The organism is Bremerella sp. P1, from assembly GCF_028748185.1.
Classification (GTDB): Bacteria; Planctomycetota; Planctomycetia; order Pirellulales; family Pirellulaceae; genus Bremerella.
On the sequence record NZ_CP118164.1, the window covers coordinates 2692066 to 2709967 of the forward strand.

The following is a 17902-nucleotide window of genomic DNA, read 5'->3' on the forward strand; positions in this document are numbered from 1 at the left end:
TTTGCAACACAGGTGAAAGCACCGCAAGGTCAACCAGCGCCGGTTGACCTTGCCTGGTCAAAGAAACAGCCGCCGCTTACGGCATCTCGACGACTTCCCCGCCGTTGCGGGAACCAATGGCCTGAAAGACAGTCTGGTTTACCGTCTCGGGGATGAAGCGGATTGAGCCGTCACCGAGTGCGATGTGTGCGCCCCCAGGATGGTAGCTGCGGAGATGGGTTTCCATGTTCGAGCTGGCACATTCACGGCAAGGAACGATATCGGTCCCGTTGCAGTACTGCACCCGGTCACCCACGTCCGTATTGGGAGCGCGAAGAGTCGTGAAGTAGATGTTGCCGTGGTAAGGATTGTGATATCGGCCGCGGAGATCATGACTTCCACCACACACAACATTACCGGTTCCCGACGCAGCCAGGTGATCGGCTTGAAGACGGATCTCACCCAGCATCGCCGTATTGGACGTTCCATCGGTGATGTCTTCAAAGCCGGTATTGTTGCGAGGATAGAAGATACCGTTGCTCTGATTTGCACCGCTTCCGGTATGGCTCGAACCATTGCAAACGAGATACGTACCATGAAACCCTTGTTGATCGACCTTGTCGCCAAGGGGTTCCGAGGGGCAGACAAATGCGTCGAACACAACATTACGCAAGTTGGTCGGCCAACCGCCGGGAAACTCGTTGTTTTCGACGCGAGGCATGATCTGGTCGTAGTAGGCTGTCTGCTCGATGAACGGCATGATCAGGTGAAAGAACGAAACCCGTCGATTGCTGGAGTGCCCAGGGTCTGCACCATTGATGTTGCAGTTGGTCGCCATCGGAAATCTCTGGAACGTGTCGTGATAGTTATGAAACGCCAGAGCAAGCTGTTTCATGTTATTGGTGCACGACATTCGGCGAGCTGCTTCCCGTGCCTGCTGGACTGCTGGCAGTAAGAGGGCGATCAAAACACCGATGATCGCAATGACCACCAATAATTCGACCAACGTAAACCCGCGCCGGCGCGAAAGAGAAATCCAATTTGAGCTAGATCGAAGCGTAATCATAGCATGTACCTATAGAGATAATGGCAAAAGAATACAGGAGACATATACGGCAAGTGACTGCCGCACGAAAGCTGATTTGGAAAAGGAATTTTCGGGATGAGTTGTCTCAGACGAGTTGAGTGAAACTTAGTGTGCGCTTATTTGCGAATCGGGTCAATAAAAATACAAGAAAAATGTTGGCACTGGCTAACATAGGTGATATCGGAAGATATCTGGCCGTAACAACAGGGAAAGATCCCCGCAAAACAGAAAGTGCAAAATGGGATATGCCCGATTCGCAACGAGCAGGGAAGCGATAAATCTCAAAATCGAGCTCTTTTCCACAGCCAATACTGCCGGTGAACTCGATTGCCCCAGAAGGACGTATTAATATAGTCCTATGTAACGGAAATATAAGTATGTTACGAGTTAATCACGCTGATGTCAGGCCAGGTGAGGGCTTTCATTAGGGAGGATCCGACCGCGCCGCTTCGCCTGCACAGATCGGGAATTGCCAGTAACCCATCTCAAGCGAATTGAGCAGTTCCGGAATTGGTTCGCAGAGAAGATTCCAGGCGGCGCCAAGATTCTCGCAAACGGACAAGCAAGCATACATTTCAGTTCGATGGCAATCGCTTACAGTCAAACATATCCATCGAAGCAGGCCGTGGAGGCCACATTGCCCCGCACAACCAGGGCAATGGTTTTGGTTTTCTAAGGGACGATACCACAACGACACCGGCCGGGTCATTCACGAAGCCAAGCTTCAGTCGGTCAATTCCACTTGGAAATCGTTGGTTCCATCGGAAGTGACGCTTACTTTCGCGTCGGATGAACTGTCGGAAACATACTTCCGAGGGAAAGAAAGCTTGGTCTTGGGCGCCGCATACGCGGCTGCTCCCGCGTCGGACGGAGGAGTTTCTTGTTTGGGGGCCAGCGTTACGGTGTAGTCGCCTGGCAAGACACCTCCGCCTGGCGTGGTGCTCGTGAAACTGTCCGCTTTGCCGGATTCATCGGTGAAAGCAAACGCCGACTTCCCGTTGCTATTAAGCAGATTCACGCGAACGTCTTGGACAGGTTCGCCTTTATAAGTGACCAAGACCGTTACGGGACTCGGTCCATCCGAGCTACATCCAAGCGACGTCGTAACGCTGATTCCAATTGCCAGTAGACCAGCTAAGAAACGATTGGTGATCATGGGAATCTCTAGGCAAGTGTTGATGACAGCCTGCCATCGATAGCAGGCTGCCGTGATCGAGGAAAAGAAAACAAACACATCCAGGCAAGTGAGCGACTAATTGGAACTCACTTCGCCGCCCGCCATCGTGGCATTGTTACGGTAGACAGTGATGTCGATCGTCTCGGACACGAAGGCAACACTTCCATCCGCATAGGCAAACTGCAAGCCGCCTGGGTGTGAGCTCATGAAGGAGTAGTTGTTCGGCCAGTCGGTATGCGCACAGAGTAGATCCGCATGACGATTGCCGGTCTGGCAGGAGCCGCTCTGGGCACGAGGGTTAGGAGGAACCGCACATGTGCCGGTAGTTCCATTGAACCACCACCACCAGGAGTGATTGCAGTAAGCGGGGATCGCTTCACCAATCATGTAAGTATTCGACGTACCGTCCTTGATGTCGGCCATGTCGGTCTTGCAGGGCCTCGATCCCCCGCGAAAGAAGATGCCATTGCCCGAGTCCAATCCGTTGCCGGTGGTTCCCCAAGGGGTAGTAGCATGCGTTCCCGAATTAACAATCCAGGTACCCCATTCCCAGTTCGCACCACAGACGCCTTTGTAGTTGTTCACACCCATCAGGGCGTTACCGTCGATGTTGGCACGGTTGTTTCTTTTGCCGTCGTCGTGCAAACCATCGCTCGGGCAAAGAAAGGCGTCGATGCTTTGCTGAGCGACCCAGGCGTTTGAGCCTTGGGTTGGATTGCTGTACCAGGTGGTTGCCGTGTTTTCGGGATCATTGCCGATACCGTAATTGAAATCGATCGCGTCGTATAAGTTGGACTGCTCAATGAATGGGAGCGTCTCGCGTAGCCAACTGGTGCCCTTGTTATTTTGGTCGTAGCCGCCGTTGCTGTAGCTCAGCGGGAACTTGCCGAACGTATCGTGGTAGTTGTGGCAAGCGAGTGCAAGCTGCTTCAAATTGTTGGAACACGTCATCCGCCGAGCCGCTTCGCGGGCCTGTTGGACAGCGGGAAGTAAGAGGGCAATCAGAACCCCAATGATCGCAATCACCACAAGGAGTTCGACCAACGTGAATCCAGAACGGCCAGATACACGCGAACGAAATGACACAGACATGAAAGATCTCCAGGAATAGATAGATATAGGAAGAGACTCAAGTGGTTGTGGATATCTACTAAGAGATGCTTCCACGGAAATGATTGTTGGAGAGGGGATCAGTCCCCCGCCTAATTAAGGAAGTGCCCAATAATACGAAATTTGCGAATCGGGTAAACCAAAATGTGAATGAATTGGATATCACACTTTGGGACACAAAAATAGCCAAAAATATCGGCCAAATGGTCGATTTACGCCAGAATCTAGCAGAAAGCAATCTGGGCTGTGCCCGATTCGCAATATCGGTGAGATTTGTTGCGAGCAGCGGATAGGGACACGATGCGAGAGAGAGCCGCTTAAAGACATCGCTTCAACGTTATAGAGACGTTGGTATCAAGATACTAATCAGGGCGTGCTAACATGCCAGCCGCCCCGATTAGGTTGCATGACCCGCTTACCTGGGATTCAGCGGAATATCAAAGTCGTGTTCGGAAGATTCCTCTGGCACGTCGATTTCATCCCGGTAGACGGGAAACAGCATGTTGCCCTTGGGATGAAAGTCATTCTTGGCGGAGGACTGCCCGTCGAATCCTTCCACGCGTATCGTGTGGGGACCTGGTACGACACCTTTGGCATTGTCCCAGTCGGTATCGTATCGACCATCCACAATGTCGGTGTAACCGCCAGGCCCGCTGTTGCCGGCTTCGGTGTCCGGCGTAAAGAAAATCTTACCGGCCGGCAAGGGCTCGCCATCGTAGAGGACGTCGCCGGAAACGCGATAGCGCTTCGGACCGTCATCCCCTGAACTGCAGCCAACCGTGGCGAACAACGCCATGAATGTCGCCACGATTGGCCACAGCTGCCCCTGCCTAGCAATGAATTGATAAAGGTGGAAGCTCACGGGGAGTAGCCTCCAACCGGTCCGCCGTCTCCGCGTCGACCTAACGAGCGATAAACAGCGAGGTCCATGTTTTCACTGAAGAAACGTACCGAAGCGTCTCCTAACGTGAACATGCATCCGCCTGGGTGACGGCTACCGAAGGTCGACGTCATTTCCGCCAATTGATGAGATGTCGAGATCGGTACCGCACTGTTAATGGGATTCGCCGCGGCACAGAGCGTGATCGGCGTAGCGAATACTGAGTTAACCAGTTGGCCGGAAGCCCAGCTGGTTTCGCGAGTTTTGATGCCAGGGTGCGAACCTAACAGGAAGTGATACATCGATTCGCCAACCATGAACGTGTTGGTCGTACCGTCAGTCACATCGCTGAACCGAGTAGGCGAGTTGTTGTAGAACATGCCGTTGGTGAAGAAGTAACGCGTTGGGCTGCTGGTGCCGGCACATGCGACGTGAAGGTCGGCGTTCACCGTGCCTGGGTCCCCACCACCCTGGCATGCCAGGTAGTTGAGTGTTGGGGCATCGCCGCCTGAGTTGGGATCGGACGGGCACTTGTACATTTCGAGCGGTTCGAATTGGTACTGCTTGTTCGGGGATGAGCAGCTGGAGCTAAAGGGCGAGAAGATTCGCGTGAAGTCGAATTTGTCGTGCAGGCTATTCTGTTCCACAAAGGGAAGAATGAGCACGGTCCACGGGGCGAATGTCTGAGTGCATTCGTTGCTGTTGCCACCCAGCGGAGTCGTTCCATTCACACAAGTCACATGGCCACTCACCGCACCAGGCGGGAATGCAAGATGGGTATCGTGATAGTTGTGCAAGGCGAGACCGATTTGCTTCATCTGGTTTGAGCAACTCATACGGCGAGCAGCCTCGCGCGCTTGTTGAACTGCCGGCAAGAGCAAGGCAATGAGAACCCCGATGATGGCAATTACTACGAGTAGTTCGACGAGCGTGAAGCCTCGCGATTGCTTCCGTAGCCTATCCGGGATCATTTTTATGCGCATCGATAAGTGCATGATCATGGACTCCCTATCAGCGTGGTACGGTCAACCAGGCAGGAATGCCGAAAAGGGGATGAAAGGCTGCCGCGTACTGACAGATAAAAAGATTAGGAAGATGAAAAAGTTCTTCTAGCAGTTTCGGCGTTTCCGCATATCGGGTCAACAGAATTCGCCAGAACGAGGGCATTTGTCATGGAAATTCTGTTCGTTGCGATAAACTGCAAACCTTTATCGCCTGATAAGACGGAGTAACGATCCGATCACGCGGTATCACTCCTGCTTGGCAGATTGGGGAGCTATTTCGTTTCTGACACCACTGAAGTTGCCGAAGTAGCGATTTCAGGTGGAATCTTATCCGTCCCGATATGGCTCGGTGGAATGACCGCGATACCAATCTTAAGAGGGGTCATCTCAGGAGCTTTCACATGCTGGATTTCAATCGGTTTCTGGACGATTGCCGTCGGGAAGCGAGACAGCCACTGTGCAATATGAGCAGGTTGGTCGTCCGGATCCTCCCACACGATGACACCACCTTGATCTTGGATTTTGGATTCGTCGATCCATGGTGCGAAGTGGGGATCGCATTCGGGATAGACGTCGATCGGCCGATCGGCATACACCGAGGCATTCCCGGCTGGCCACCACGATCCCGCGATCGTGGGAGGCTGCCCCGCATCGGCGACCGATTGCCAGCGCAGTTGGACCTCGTCCGCCAGTCGATCACCGGGGTAGTCGACGCGCAGGTACTTCTCGCGCATCGCGGTTCCGTAGGTATTACGTGTACCGACCACAATGGCAAACACAATGCTTAGACATGCGCAACCTACGGCAACGCGGCCACAGGTAAGCGGGTCTTGGCGACGACGCTCGAAACACATGACCAACAGTGCCGGCAAGAAGATCCAGATTGGTGCTCCGAGCATGCTGCGAATCAGACCGCCGGTTGCCAAAGAAGCGAACACAGCGATCGATAGCGGTCCGACCACAACCGCCAATAGGTAGTCGCGTGCCAGGCGGTCTTCATCACTGAGGTTAGTTCGCCACTTCCAGATGAACCCGAGTAGGGCCATCGATCCGATCAACATCCCGGCAATCGCGCCAAGTTGTTCTCCGAGGAACTTGGCCGGCATGATCAGATGATTCCAGGCATTCGGTTCAGTTTGGGTGCGATCTTGGATGTACTTGAGCGTGATGAAGTCGTTCTCGATCATCCACCATGCATGCGGGGCAAACAGTAGAAGCGAAACGCCGATTAGCACGTACGGCCCCGGCGTTTTCCACAGACCGCGAACTTGAGGATGGATTGCGGCGAACGCGACCAGGCTCAAGACGAGCATGCCGTGATCGTACTTCGAAAGCAGTCCCAGCGCAACAAACACGCCAGCGGCAGTCCAGTAGGCCAAGCGTCCCTTGGTGATGGCCCAATACAGAAACACCACGGTCAGCGCGGTCATGGCCCGGCGGACCATGTTGTTATTCAGTTCGATCGTGGTGTAGTTGTAGAACGCACAAGCTTCCAACAGTGCGGCCGCAGCAAGTGCGATCCAGGGCTTATTCCGATCGCGAACGACTTCCCATACCGCCCAAATGCAAGCCAAGATGCAGGCCTGAGCGACAATGTACGAAGCCCAGGCAGGGTCGCTGAACCAGCCACTCGTTCCAGCTGCTAACCAGGCCGGTAGAGGAGGATGCTTGTAATAGCCCCACTGCCATTGGTTGCCCCAATAGATCATTTCGATCGTATCCAACGGGGCATTCGCTGCGGTCAGAATGGGCATCAGCGACCAGACGATGACATGCGTCAGCGCAAAGAGCCAGAACCAACGCGTCCAAACCGACGACGAAGCTTCCAAATCCATCCGTAATTCCCCATCCTTGCGAGTGGCGTGCTATCCAGTTTCGCAGGAAGGGTACCAAGTGGATGCTGGCAGGGAAAGATCGATCGGATTGTGGCCTACGTGCGGCGTTACGATTCCGACTTCTTCAATCGCTCTGCTAGCATTGCGATCGCTTCGTTGGCTTCTCCCTGCATCAGTTTGACGCCAGCTCCCATCAGCATCGAAGCGACCATGATGGGGATAGTCAGCAGGAAGAAAGTCAATGCGTAGAGCAGCGCCTGCACCAGGTCCGGAGCCAGTTTGATCTCCGGGACGTTTTGATTGGCAGCCTCAGCGGCAGCTCTTTCCGCTGCGATGTCCTGGATGCGAGCGATCAGCGGTGGAGGCACCTCTCCGTAGATCACTTCGAGCGTTGCGTTGGCCACGTAAATGCCCAAACCAACGGCCATCACAATCAGGATCGTCCCGGCCAGCAGCTTGTAGATCGTAACAGCGTTCAAGCCGTCGGAACTTTTCAGGGCATCATGCCGGAATTCATCGTCTCGCATGGTTCTGCACGCCTACTTAGTTCTCGGCCTGAACGTATTGGGTACCACTTGACTTCCCGTTGCCGCTGTTCAGGTTAAACATCACATTGGCGCCGCGTGGGATGATGCTGACCTCGGCCTTCGAGTTGAGCAGTTTCTCAACTTCCATCACCTCGAGCACCGACTCCAGAATCTCGGGATCGGTCTTGCCGATTTCATTCAACATCTTACCAACGATATCTGGACGCATCGCACCGGCTTCGGCCATCTTTTGCGAGACTTCCTTGGCCGTTTCACTCTTGATCAAACCGACGCGGTTTTCACCGTCCTGCTTCATGGCGCTGGTGACCTGAATCAGACGTTTGACCACCTTGTCGGTAATGTTGTGCACCATCTGCAGGTCAGTGAAGAAGACCTTCCGAATGTAGACCGAACCGAGTCGATAGCCCCATTTTTCGGATAGAGGGGACACGGTAGCGCGAACCGTACGGCTCAGACTGTGACGGTCTTCCAGCATCTTGTCCATTTCCAGGTTACTCAGCGTGCTGATCGCACTGGAAGCGACGTTGGCTTGAAGCGAGCCTTCGGGGTTCGTGTTGATAAACAGGTAAGCGACCGGGTCGTTGACTTCCATCTCGTACCACAGACCGACACCCATCGGTGTGCCTTCTTCCGAGTTGACCATCTGACCACGGAGGTAATGCTGACGCAGCGCCGTGCTGACGACATGGCGTTTACCAAAAAACGGGACAAGCAACGCACCCAGGCCGAACTTCGAGATCGGCAGGTGCAAGCCTGGTTCGTCGATCGTACCGAGGACTTTACCAAAGAGTGTGTAGACCTGGGCCTCGCACTCGTGAACGATAACGTACAAGCCGAAGCTGGTGGCCAGTTTCAAAAGAATCGGAATGGTTACCAGACCGACGAATAAGCCAAAGAAAAACATGATTGAATCTCGCGTATTTGATTTGTGTTGTGTTCAGTCTTTTGTCACCTCAGCGAAGAGAGCGACATCACTTTTCTTCTCGGGTTTGAACGACACTGACCGCGCGGGATAGCAGCGGTACTTTCAAGTCGCGGATGTAGGCATGCAAGGCGGTCGAGCCACCTTCCTGTTTGATTTGCGTAAGCGTTCGGCCCAATTCTCGCAGCGGGGCCACTTCGGCCTGAGCGTTATTCGAGGCGATGTCAACGGCTCGCTTGCTCATCGTGATCTGTTGTTCGGCGTCGGCTTGGGCAGTACTCAGGTCGGCGGCAACTTGGTTGCGGGTACTGTTAATGGCCGACAAAGCGCGGTCGACTTCCGGTGGCGGATCGATGCTGGTGATCAACGCCGCATCGAGCTCGACACCATAACGACCTGGCGTGCAGCGGCATTGTTCTTCCATGTACGAGTTCAACAGCGGAAGATTCTTACGCAGGTCGTTGATTGAGACCCCTTCCGTAAGGTAGACGCTGGTTTGCGCCTCATCGTCATCTTCATCATCGGTTGGCTTGGCGAGCAAGCTGGCTCCCTTAGGATCGCTGAACGTAGCAATGCGTTCGCGAAGCACACTCACGAAGTAACCCATGATGTGTTCCAGCGGACTGGCCACACCAAACAGGTACGCGTACAGGTTGTTCTCGCTCACGCGGTAGCGGATCTGCCCGTTGACGCCGGTCGTCAGGTTATCCTTGGTCACCGCTTCAATCGTTTCCTGTTTCTTCGTGGGGTCCCATACCAGGTCGACGCTACGGGTGGCGACGCTCACCTTGTGCACCTTCTGCCACGGCATCTTGAAGTAAGGACCGCCAGGGCCGACGACGCGGACCTTGGGGTAGGTGTACCGTTTTTTCTCGTCTTCAGTCAGATTCGGATCGTCCAGCGGCTCGACAAAGTCTTCGCTCAAGCGATCGGCCCGGCCAAACGTGGTGATCACGGCCCGCTGGTCAGGCGGAATGATGTAGAACGCCGTCAAAATGACGCGAAAAAAGACGTAGGCTGAGAGCCCGAGTACGAGCCCTACCAAAAACGATGTCATGATGTTTCCCCCGAGATGTCTGCGGCCAGATGCTGTTGTGTTCAACTGTAGCACTGCGCAAAAGCCGTGCGCTTTGAATCGTATCGCGCCGCGTGCAGGTTGCAACGGTTGTCCCCTCTGTAGGGCCTGTTGAAGCGGCGCGAAAGCTTAATGGCGCGAAACGTTAACGTGTGCGCGGCCAGTTATTCGCTGGTAGATGGAGAATATTGGGAGAAGAAGCTTGCGGTGCTACTGTGGCAGGTCCTCGACTTCGTCCTCGTCGTAGCGATTTACCGAAATACTATACGTATCGACGTCGACGATACGCGGTCCGGTTTTCTCTGACTGAAAAACGGCACACGTTCCACAAATGGGCGTGAATACCGCTGTGACCTTCACAGGTTTGAGTGTATCGAGCCGCATCGTTCCCCAAGCGTAGAATTCGACCTCTAGATCACCGGGACTGATGTAGACGTCATCTAACTCCGGCAGTTTCTTCAGGGTATCAATGCACCCCTCGTCGACCTTCGTTCCATCTGCCCAGATGTCAGAAAGCTGCGGACAATTGGCCAGGGCCGCAAAGCCATCGTTCGTCACCGCTGGTGCTTGTTCGATACTTACAGACTTCAGATCAGAAAGTTGTCCGAGCGACTGCATGCCTCGGTCGGTGACGGTCGTTTGGCTCAGTGCAACGTCTTCTAGCGAAGAAAACAGCGGTAGCAGTTCCACGTAATCGTCCGAGGCCGTCGGTCCTTCCAGGGTGATCGACTTCATTGCCGGTGCCTGCGACAGCTGCCGCATCTGATCGACGGTGATGGAAGTGCCGATCAGCGCGAGCTCTCTTAGTTTGGGCATCTGGGCAATGGTTTCGACCGATTGATCGCTCAGCACGGCCTCGTGAAGTTCCAAGTACTCCAACCGATGACAATTGGCCAGCATGGGAATCAGCGTGTTGACCTCGTCCGGCTCCATGAGGGTGACGTAGTCAACGTATGCATGGATATGATCGCCAAACAGTTTCCGCAGAATCCAAGGACCAGGCGGATGGGGAACTTCATTCCATAGGTTGAGCTGTTGATAATCGTACGATGCGAAGCCTCCTGCTTTCTCGACAGCCGCCACGACTTCATCTTCACGCTGGGATCGATAGACATCCCGAGCAATCCAGCCCATCGGCAGTGAAAGCAGCAGCACTAGCACCATCAGCCCACGCAAGCCGAAGCGTAGCCAGCGGCGTTTGGGTTTCGGGCTTGGATGGTTGTCTTCTGTCATGACACGTTTTGCAAAACCTAGGGCTTAAGCTGTCGAACGAAGGTCCATCGGTCTTTGATCGGATCTGCCGGGCTGAATCCGATTGACTGAAGCGTATCGATCTCGAGTTCTTCGCGGGCATCGAAGCTAATGTTTTCCAGCGATGGTAAGGCCTCAAGCTTTCGCACGCCTTCGTGAGTGATACGCGTCCCAAACGTATTCAGGACGCGAAGTTCACCCAGATTCTTCAGATGAGCAAGTCCTTCATCGGTGATGTCAGTCCAGCCGACGTTTAACTCTTCCAGTTGCGCGAGTGTTCCGATGCGTAGTAACGCTTCGTCTTGGATATTCGAGTGGCGCAGGGATAACTTCTTGAGATGGCTCAGCGACTCGAACTCAGAATATTGGGCCGGCTCGAATTCGACGCGTGTCTTGTAAAAGCTTAAATCGAGATCCTCGAGAGAACGTATCTGCAAGATATCGGGAAGACAAGCTTCGGTTAGTTGATTCGTTCCAGCACTGTAGGGGATATGAAACTTCTTTAGCTTTTTGAGCCGATGCAGTGGCGAGATCCCTTCGTTGGTGACGTTGGGTATCGATCTGGCAACCAAGGATTCCAAGGACGAGACTTCGGCAATCGCTTGAATACCAATATCGGTCGTCAGCCTACTGTCGATCGACAAGGACTTTAGATTCGGGAACTGGTGTAACTGTTGCAGACAAGCATCTGAGGCCGATCGATCGCAGAGACTCAAGTGTTGAATGGACTTCACGCTCGACAACTTTGCCAGCTGATTTGCCGAGAACACGCCGCTGGCCATCCAGATCTTCGTCAGATTCTCGCATCCCACCATCGCTTCAACGCTTGCATCGGTTAGCTCGACATCGGTACCGAACGTTACAGTGCGAAGCTGCGTCAGTTCGGGCAGGAGATCCGCCGCTTCGTTCGGTTTACTTCCGGGATAAAAGTAGACCGTGGTAGCTCGGGAGAGAATATGCTCGCCCAACAAATAACGCAAGACGAACGCCCCACGCGGTACGGGATCTGGGTCGCCATTCTCCCAGTCCTCTTGATAGTCGTATTGAATCATCGCCCCAGCGGTCGCGATCTTCTCAACGGCTACCTTTTCCCGCTCTGCCTCGACCCACTTCGGCCCGATCCACCCGAGGAAGAGACAGACGACCGTCAACAAAACCGCCATCCTACGCAAGCTGACGCTTAGCCAGCGGCGTTTGGGGCTTTTCGGCTTGTCAGTTGTGGGGCTCATACATCTGATCGTACCGAATGTAACGATCGTCTGCGAAGATTTTGTGGTTTGCCCACCCCCTGCTCTTTTCGGGTGACCTAACCTTTCTCAGTCGTTTTTCTTCACGCTTTGCTGGGAATGTCATGCCGCCTGCTGCTCGGATCGCTGATATGCATACCTGCCCGATGAGTACCGGGCCGGTTCCGCATGTGGGTGGACCGGTGATGCTGGGCTGTCCAACGGTGCTGATCGGTGGCATGCCAGCCGCGCGCGTGGGAGACATGGTCACGTGTGTTGGCCCGCCTGACACGATCGCGATGGGTTCGCCGACTGTCTTCATCGGAGGGATGCCGGCGGCTCGGATGGGAGACATGTGTGCCCATGGTGGCACCATCACGATGGGCTTTCCTCAAGTGATGATCGGCGAGATGGGCGGGGCGCCGACGATCCCGTCGATACCCAGCTTGCCATCGATGCCGGGCCTTTCTATCAGCTTGCCCGAGATTCATATCCCGGTACCAAGCATCTCGCTGGAACTGCCGCATTTGACCGTTCCCAAGCTGAAGAAACTGCACCTGCCGTCACTGGTCGGCGCGTTTAGCAAAGGCTTGTTCGAAGGCCTTGCGAACAAGCAGAACCTAGAGATGTTCGCCGCACGCACGGCGCTGGTCGCCCTGGGGGCGAATCCAGAACTGGTCGGTGCCGCGATGGCCCTTTACGGCGCGTACAGCTTGTACAAGACGTGCGACCAGATGGGGGACGGTAATCCGGCAGCCGGCCTGGCCAAGCTGGGCTCTGCTTTGGCCAGTGGCAATGCGAACGACTACGCCCACTTGGCTGGCAGCCTGGCATCGATTGCCGTGATGGGCAAGGCCAACGATGCCGTCGACGATGCGGCCCTGACCGGGGCACGCAACGCCAATGCGATTTCCAAAGTTGACGATGCGTTGGACGACGCTTCGAAGGCCGGAAAAGCAGGCAAGGCAGCCAAGGTCACACATGCTGCCAGCAAAGTCGCCAAGGCGGGCGACAAGATCGACCGAGCAAGTGCTGCTGCCGGTCAAGCACAAGATAACGCAGACGAACACCACTCAGGCATCTTGGGAATTTAAGCGATGCTCGATATTGAAAGCCAAATGCTGGACGCCTTGGATATCCTCTACGATTGCTTGGAAGAACCCGTCGAAGGGCTTGAAGAGGAAGTTCGTTCGATCTGCCTCAAAGAGGTCGATGACCTGGGACAGCGCACGTATCAGCATATGATCATGCCTGACCCGGCACTGCGGGACGATCTGGTCATTCGGCATGTGCTCGATCGTGAAGCCTTTCCTTTGCCGATCGCGATTGCAGCCGAGCGGTACTTGGAGCTTTACGAAAAGGCTCCTTTGCCGGCGCATGCCCGACCGATCGTGGATACGATTCCCACGGAGTCGGACTTGCCACTTACCCGGGTTCGTAACATCGATTGGGACAAATTCACCTACGAAGCGAGCGCTACCGGTCGTTTTCTGACCTGGACCAATATGCTGATCAACGCCGACCTGGCGAACGTTTCGGTCACCGAGCGAGTCTTCTGTCAGCGGATGGAACCGTGTTACGAACAAGACACGTCGTCGCTGCAATACAAGCTTTATTCACGCTGGAACCTGGCCGATACGATTCCCGACTACAACCAGGAAATGGGGCTCTCGGAAAGTGTTTTCCTAGCGCTTCATCCCAATCACCCGGCGACCGACTTCTTAATTCACTTTCAGTTCATGCTGACGACCTGGATCGAGGCGAACTCCCAGCGAAGAAGTCTGAGCTTGAAAGAAGCGGTGCTTACTTATTGCACCGACCTGCCAGAGGATGTCTTCACCGAACTGATGCCCCCACTATCGCAGATTGTCATCATCGATAAGAAACATCAAACGCTTTATCATTTCGGCTGCGATGTGAATACCGTCCAACGGATGATGCGGTTCTGGCAGCCGGAGTTTGCCTAGGATTTACAATCAACAACTTCTATTAAGATTGCCAAATCACTTCCGGCACTGGTAGAACAAACGGAAAGTACCACCTCCATTTTGCAACCAAGGGGCCTGATCATGATGGTTTCAATACGTATGTCTGTCGGTTTGTTGTCGTTGACAGGGCTTTTGATCCCAGCAGTCATGCCATCTACGGCAGATGCTCAAGAGATTCCACGACTGGAAGCACGAGAATTGGAGCAGCGTGAACGAGCTGAGCGCGAACGAGAAGAGTTTCGTCGCGACGTAGAACGCGAGCGAGATGAGATTCGCCGCAACGCGGAACGCGAACGTGATGAGATGCGTCGCGAGGCAGAACGACGTGCCGAAGAATTTGACCGGCCTCGACCACGTGGCGGCGAAATGGCGGAGGCGTTCGAGCAGCAGCGACGCGAACAGATGGAACGCGAGCATCACCGGATGATGTTGGAAGGACACCGTCTCGACTTTGAAATGCACAAGCTGCACATGGAACGGGTCGCAACCCAAGCCAGGATTGCCGGCGATCCCGTGCTCAGTGCTGCGTTCGCACTGGAACGCCTGCCAGAACTGGTTCCCAATGAGCGAGAGCGGCGAGAAGTTCTCGAGGACTTCTTGGATGCATCTCAGAACCCTGCCATCAAGCGATTGATCCGAATGAAACTCCTCGAGCTTCCAGCGGAAGGACTTGAGCGGGAAGAACTCATCGAAGTGATCGAGAGTTTGATCGAGTAGCCTGAGCGAATGAAAAACCTGACCGACACGTCGCGTGCGTCTCGGTCAGGATGCTGAATGGCTTCTCTTGACGTCCTACTCGGAAGCAGCTTCCGTTTCCGAGTCTTTCTCAGCCACACAGTAGATATAGGCTTCGCGAACCAATGCTCCTTTGGTCTTGCGAACAATAATGCGACGGTTTTCGTCTTCGATGGTCGTACCGCTGGTGGGCGGATCGGTGAGACGTTCCAGAATCCAGTCGTTGACATTCAAAACCGGTTTTTCGCTGGCAGGCTCAAGCGTCAGACCAGTCACATGTTGCAGATGATGTAGCGAGGCGAAACCTCCGGCGATCCAGCCTTCGCCGGAGCGACGAACGTAGGTCGGCAGCCGATCGAACTCGTCGTGGATTTCGCCGATGATCTCTTCGACGATATCTTCCAGAGTCACCATCCCGATGACGCGATCGTTCTCACGTACCAAGGCGATGTGCTGACGTTCACGCATCAACCGTTCGAGACATTCGGAAACCGAAGCTTTCGCCGCGAACGAAATGATTGGCCTGGTCAACGTGCTTACCTTCCGATTCTCGCCTCCGTGCGTTTCTTCAGCCACGATATCCTTAAGGTTGACGTATCCGGTGATTCGCTGTGGGCTGCCGGCTTGCTGCGTAACCGGATACCGAGTGTGCATCGTTTGATAGGCCAATTGCAACGCGTTCTCCATGGTTTCTTCCGCTGACAACATGCCCATGTACTGGGCCGGCAGCATGATATCGGACACCGGCGTAGCCGAGAGCCTGGATGCACTTACGATAATTCCTTCCTCGCGACGCCCGATCAGATTACTGATACGTGCCAGCGATGCCGCCCCACGCAGTTCTTGAATGGCCGCTTCCGAGATTTCTCCGTCTTCCCCCTGAGGACTGCCAAACAGCGAGACGATTCCCGTAACGGACTTTTCAAAGAACCAGACGGCCGGCCAGACGGCGTAAGAAAACCACTCCATCGGTGGCGAGAGTTTCAGACAGATCCATTCCTTGTTCTTCAGCGCGAATACCTTGGGAACCAGTTCGCCGAACAGGATGGTAATCATCGTTAGCGGTGCCACGACCAAGGTAATCGCCAACAAGGCGGCAGCTGTTTCCGAGAAGCCTGACTCGATCAGCATCGGCTCAACCTTCTCGGCGGCCCCTGCCCCACCGGTGGCCGCGGCAACGGCGGCCACCAACGTGATACCCAACTGCACCACCGCCAGACTGGCTTCCATGTTGTCTTTCATCCGCAAAGCGGAAGCGGCTCCGCCCCGCTTTTCGTCGATTAACGCATGTAGTCGACCTAGTCCAATCGATGCCAGGGCAATCTCATAGGCGGCGAAAACACTGTTGAAAGCGATCATCAACGCGATGACGAGTAGTTCGAACGTTCCCATTGGTCTGCGTCTTGATGTGAGGTACCGGTCGTTTCATCGAAGCGTTTGCTACGAACTCTACTACCACACTTTCGCATTCTTCCTGAGAAGATAAAACCGCAGAGACCGAAAAAGAAACCAGCTGGCCAAGCTATTTAGACTGCAAATCAAAGTTGAACTCGTTCGAGCCTTCTTTGACGTCCGCGGTTAGCTCTGACTTGTCGTTGTACTTCTTGGGCAACGTTTCTGGTTTGGCGCTGCCAGGAACCGCATCGTCGCCGGGTTGAGCCGTGGTGATAAGGACCTTGTTGGCTCCGACCACGGCACCTTTCGTATCGTTAAGCAGGTTCAACTCATAGTGTCCCTGAGCATCGGTCTTGCCGGAAGCCAGGCGTCCTAGCTCAACCGACTGAAACGAAACCGTGGCGTCGGCCAGAGGCGATCCATCTAGCGTCACATTGCCAGAGACTTCGCCCAGATCTGGCTGATCGGCGGGCTTCGATTGAAAGCAACCGGCGCAAGTTGTGGCAAGTGCCACCAGCAAGAGGAAGCCAAAAGATCGGTGATGAACCGAGAGTCGTAGCATGTCGCTCGTTCCTTAGGTGGGGAGTGCGATAAATGGAGGTGGGTGCAAACTGCCGGACGCCCATACAAGATGGGGCATCCGGCGAAGTTACTCGAAGTTGCTGACTGCGTTAGAATTCGCCGATCGTATTGCCGTCGTCGACACAGATCAGGTACTCGTAGATGCTGTCGATCGCGCTGGTGTTGTTGTTGGGTGCGGCCGATCGGATGAACTGGATGTTTTCCGATAGGAAGCGAACACTGCCGTCAAATTTCAGGACCATCGCTCCGCCAGGATGAAGGCTGCTGAGTGCTTCCCCTTTCTGATCGGTTGTGCCTGTGTTGTCATTAATAGGCCAACGTCCGGAGATCGCCAACTCGTCGATGCAGTTGCCACCCAAGCTTTGTTGACAACCAGCCCACGACTTCAAGCTCATCGTCTGACCATTCAGTTTCGAGCAGCTTTCGCCCACGGCCAAGGTGTTGCTGAGGCCATCGACGACATCGCGGAAGTTGCGTCCGCTGTGACGATAGAAACCAGCATCGCCATTGTTCAGATTGCCAGAACGAGAGTGATTGTAGACGGCGTAGTTCATCCCGCCCCCCTTGAGAAAACGCTGGGCGGAGTCACCAACCGTCTTCCCGGTGTCGGAAGGACAACGATATCCTTCGACGGGTACCAACATGGTATCGGTCAGTTCGTTTTCGAGATGATTGCCCTGGGTGATGCCTGCTTGCTCATGCAAAGCGCCTTGCTCAATGAACGGCAGCAGGAACGCGGCCCAGCCCCAGCCCTCGACGGTATCCGACCCGTTCCCCATGTCATCGGGATCACCGACCGGAGAGATTACCATCGGTGGAAGGTTCTGGAACGTGTCGTGGTAGTTGTGCAGTGCCAATCCAATTTGTTTGAGGTTGTTACTGCATTGCATACGCCGGGCAGCTTCGCGGGCTTGTTGCACGGCCGGTAATAACAAGGCGATCAATACGCCAATGATCGCGATCACCACCAAGAGTTCAACGAGCGTGAACCCACGGTGTTTCAAGCACTTAATAAACATGAGTTGGTTCCTTCAGATTAGGAAATACATAATAGAGAGGGTATGCCAAACCCCTAAATTAGGTTGAAATCCCATTTAGGTCAAGAATT

At 54.5% G+C, this 17902-nt stretch carries 17 protein-coding genes; 3 read left to right on the forward strand and 14 right to left on the reverse strand.

Going from position 1 to position 17902, the window contains the following annotated elements; all coding sequences use genetic code 11:
- Positions 1–76: 76 nt before the first annotated feature.
- The 11 genes from PSR63_RS11140 to PSR63_RS11190 all read right to left on the reverse strand — a co-directional run bounded on the left by PSR63_RS11140 (position 77) and on the right by PSR63_RS11190 (position 12097).
- Positions 77–1045 (reverse strand): DUF1559 family PulG-like putative transporter, encoded by a 969-nt coding sequence (locus PSR63_RS11140; protein ID WP_274333295.1) that lies wholly within the window; start codon positions 1043–1045, stop codon positions 77–79.
- A gap of 745 nt (positions 1046–1790) precedes the next feature.
- Positions 1791–2222, reverse strand: a complete 432-nt coding sequence (locus tag PSR63_RS11145; protein WP_274333297.1) for a hypothetical protein — start codon at positions 2220–2222, stop codon at positions 1791–1793.
- A gap of 96 nt (positions 2223–2318) precedes the next feature.
- A complete protein-coding gene (locus PSR63_RS11150; protein WP_274333299.1) occupies positions 2319–3335 on the reverse strand; it encodes a DUF1559 domain-containing protein in 1017 nt (338 codons plus the stop codon).
- 433 nt (positions 3336–3768) lie between these two features.
- Positions 3769–4215, reverse strand: a complete 447-nt coding sequence (locus tag PSR63_RS11155; protein WP_274333301.1) for a hypothetical protein — start codon at positions 4213–4215, stop codon at positions 3769–3771.
- Positions 4212–5228, reverse strand: a complete 1017-nt coding sequence (locus tag PSR63_RS11160; protein ID WP_274333303.1) for a DUF1559 domain-containing protein — start codon at positions 5226–5228, stop codon at positions 4212–4214. The genes PSR63_RS11155 and PSR63_RS11160 overlap by 4 nt, the downstream gene beginning before the upstream one ends.
- Positions 5229–5509: 281 nt before the next feature.
- Positions 5510–7072, reverse strand: coding sequence for a glycosyltransferase family 39 protein (locus PSR63_RS11165; protein WP_274333305.1), 1563 nt, complete (start codon positions 7070–7072; stop codon positions 5510–5512).
- 107 nt (positions 7073–7179) lie between these two features.
- Entirely contained in the window at positions 7180–7599 is a 420-nt protein-coding gene (locus PSR63_RS11170; RefSeq protein WP_274333307.1) for a hypothetical protein, read from the reverse strand.
- A 16-nt stretch (positions 7600–7615) separates the two neighbouring features.
- A complete protein-coding gene (locus PSR63_RS11175) occupies positions 7616–8524 on the reverse strand; it encodes an SPFH domain-containing protein (RefSeq protein WP_274333309.1) in 909 nt (302 codons plus the stop codon).
- Positions 8525–8591: 67 nt separating this feature from the next.
- Positions 8592–9599: an SPFH domain-containing protein gene (locus PSR63_RS11180; protein WP_274333311.1), complete on the reverse strand. Its 1008-nt coding sequence runs from the start codon at positions 9597–9599 to the stop codon at positions 8592–8594.
- A 228-nt stretch (positions 9600–9827) separates the two neighbouring features.
- Positions 9828–10850 (reverse strand): hypothetical protein, encoded by a 1023-nt coding sequence (locus PSR63_RS11185; protein WP_274333313.1) that lies wholly within the window; start codon positions 10848–10850, stop codon positions 9828–9830.
- Positions 10851–10867: 17 nt separating this feature from the next.
- Positions 10868–12097, reverse strand: a complete 1230-nt coding sequence (locus PSR63_RS11190) for a leucine-rich repeat domain-containing protein (RefSeq protein WP_274333315.1) — start codon at positions 12095–12097, stop codon at positions 10868–10870.
- Between the two features lie 122 nt (positions 12098–12219).
- On the opposite strand from PSR63_RS11190, the gene PSR63_RS11195 reads away from it, so the two are divergent.
- The 3 genes from PSR63_RS11195 to PSR63_RS11205 all read left to right on the forward strand — a co-directional run bounded on the left by PSR63_RS11195 (position 12220) and on the right by PSR63_RS11205 (position 14799).
- Positions 12220–13188 (forward strand): PAAR domain-containing protein, encoded by a 969-nt coding sequence (locus PSR63_RS11195; protein WP_274333317.1) that lies wholly within the window; start codon positions 12220–12222, stop codon positions 13186–13188.
- Between the two features lie 3 nt (positions 13189–13191).
- Positions 13192–14061: a hypothetical protein gene (locus PSR63_RS11200; protein WP_274333319.1), complete on the forward strand. Its 870-nt coding sequence runs from the start codon at positions 13192–13194 to the stop codon at positions 14059–14061.
- 102 nt (positions 14062–14163) lie between these two features.
- On the forward strand, positions 14164–14799 hold the full coding sequence (locus tag PSR63_RS11205; protein ID WP_274333321.1) for a hypothetical protein: 636 nt from the start codon (positions 14164–14166) through the stop codon (positions 14797–14799).
- A 75-nt stretch (positions 14800–14874) separates the two neighbouring features.
- Here PSR63_RS11205 and PSR63_RS11210 read toward each other — a convergent pair whose 3' ends face one another.
- From PSR63_RS11210 to PSR63_RS11220, 3 genes are all read right to left on the reverse strand, one after another.
- The gene (locus PSR63_RS11210; protein WP_274333322.1) at positions 14875–16209 is read right to left on the reverse strand and encodes a hemolysin family protein; all 1335 of its coding nucleotides are present in this window, start codon (positions 16207–16209) and stop codon (positions 14875–14877) included.
- A 130-nt stretch (positions 16210–16339) separates the two neighbouring features.
- Positions 16340–16774 (reverse strand): carboxypeptidase regulatory-like domain-containing protein, encoded by a 435-nt coding sequence (locus tag PSR63_RS11215; RefSeq protein ID WP_274333323.1) that lies wholly within the window; start codon positions 16772–16774, stop codon positions 16340–16342.
- Between the two features lie 109 nt (positions 16775–16883).
- Positions 16884–17813 (reverse strand): DUF1559 domain-containing protein, encoded by a 930-nt coding sequence (locus tag PSR63_RS11220; protein WP_274333325.1) that lies wholly within the window; start codon positions 17811–17813, stop codon positions 16884–16886.
- Between the last annotated feature and the right edge of the window lie 89 nt (positions 17814–17902).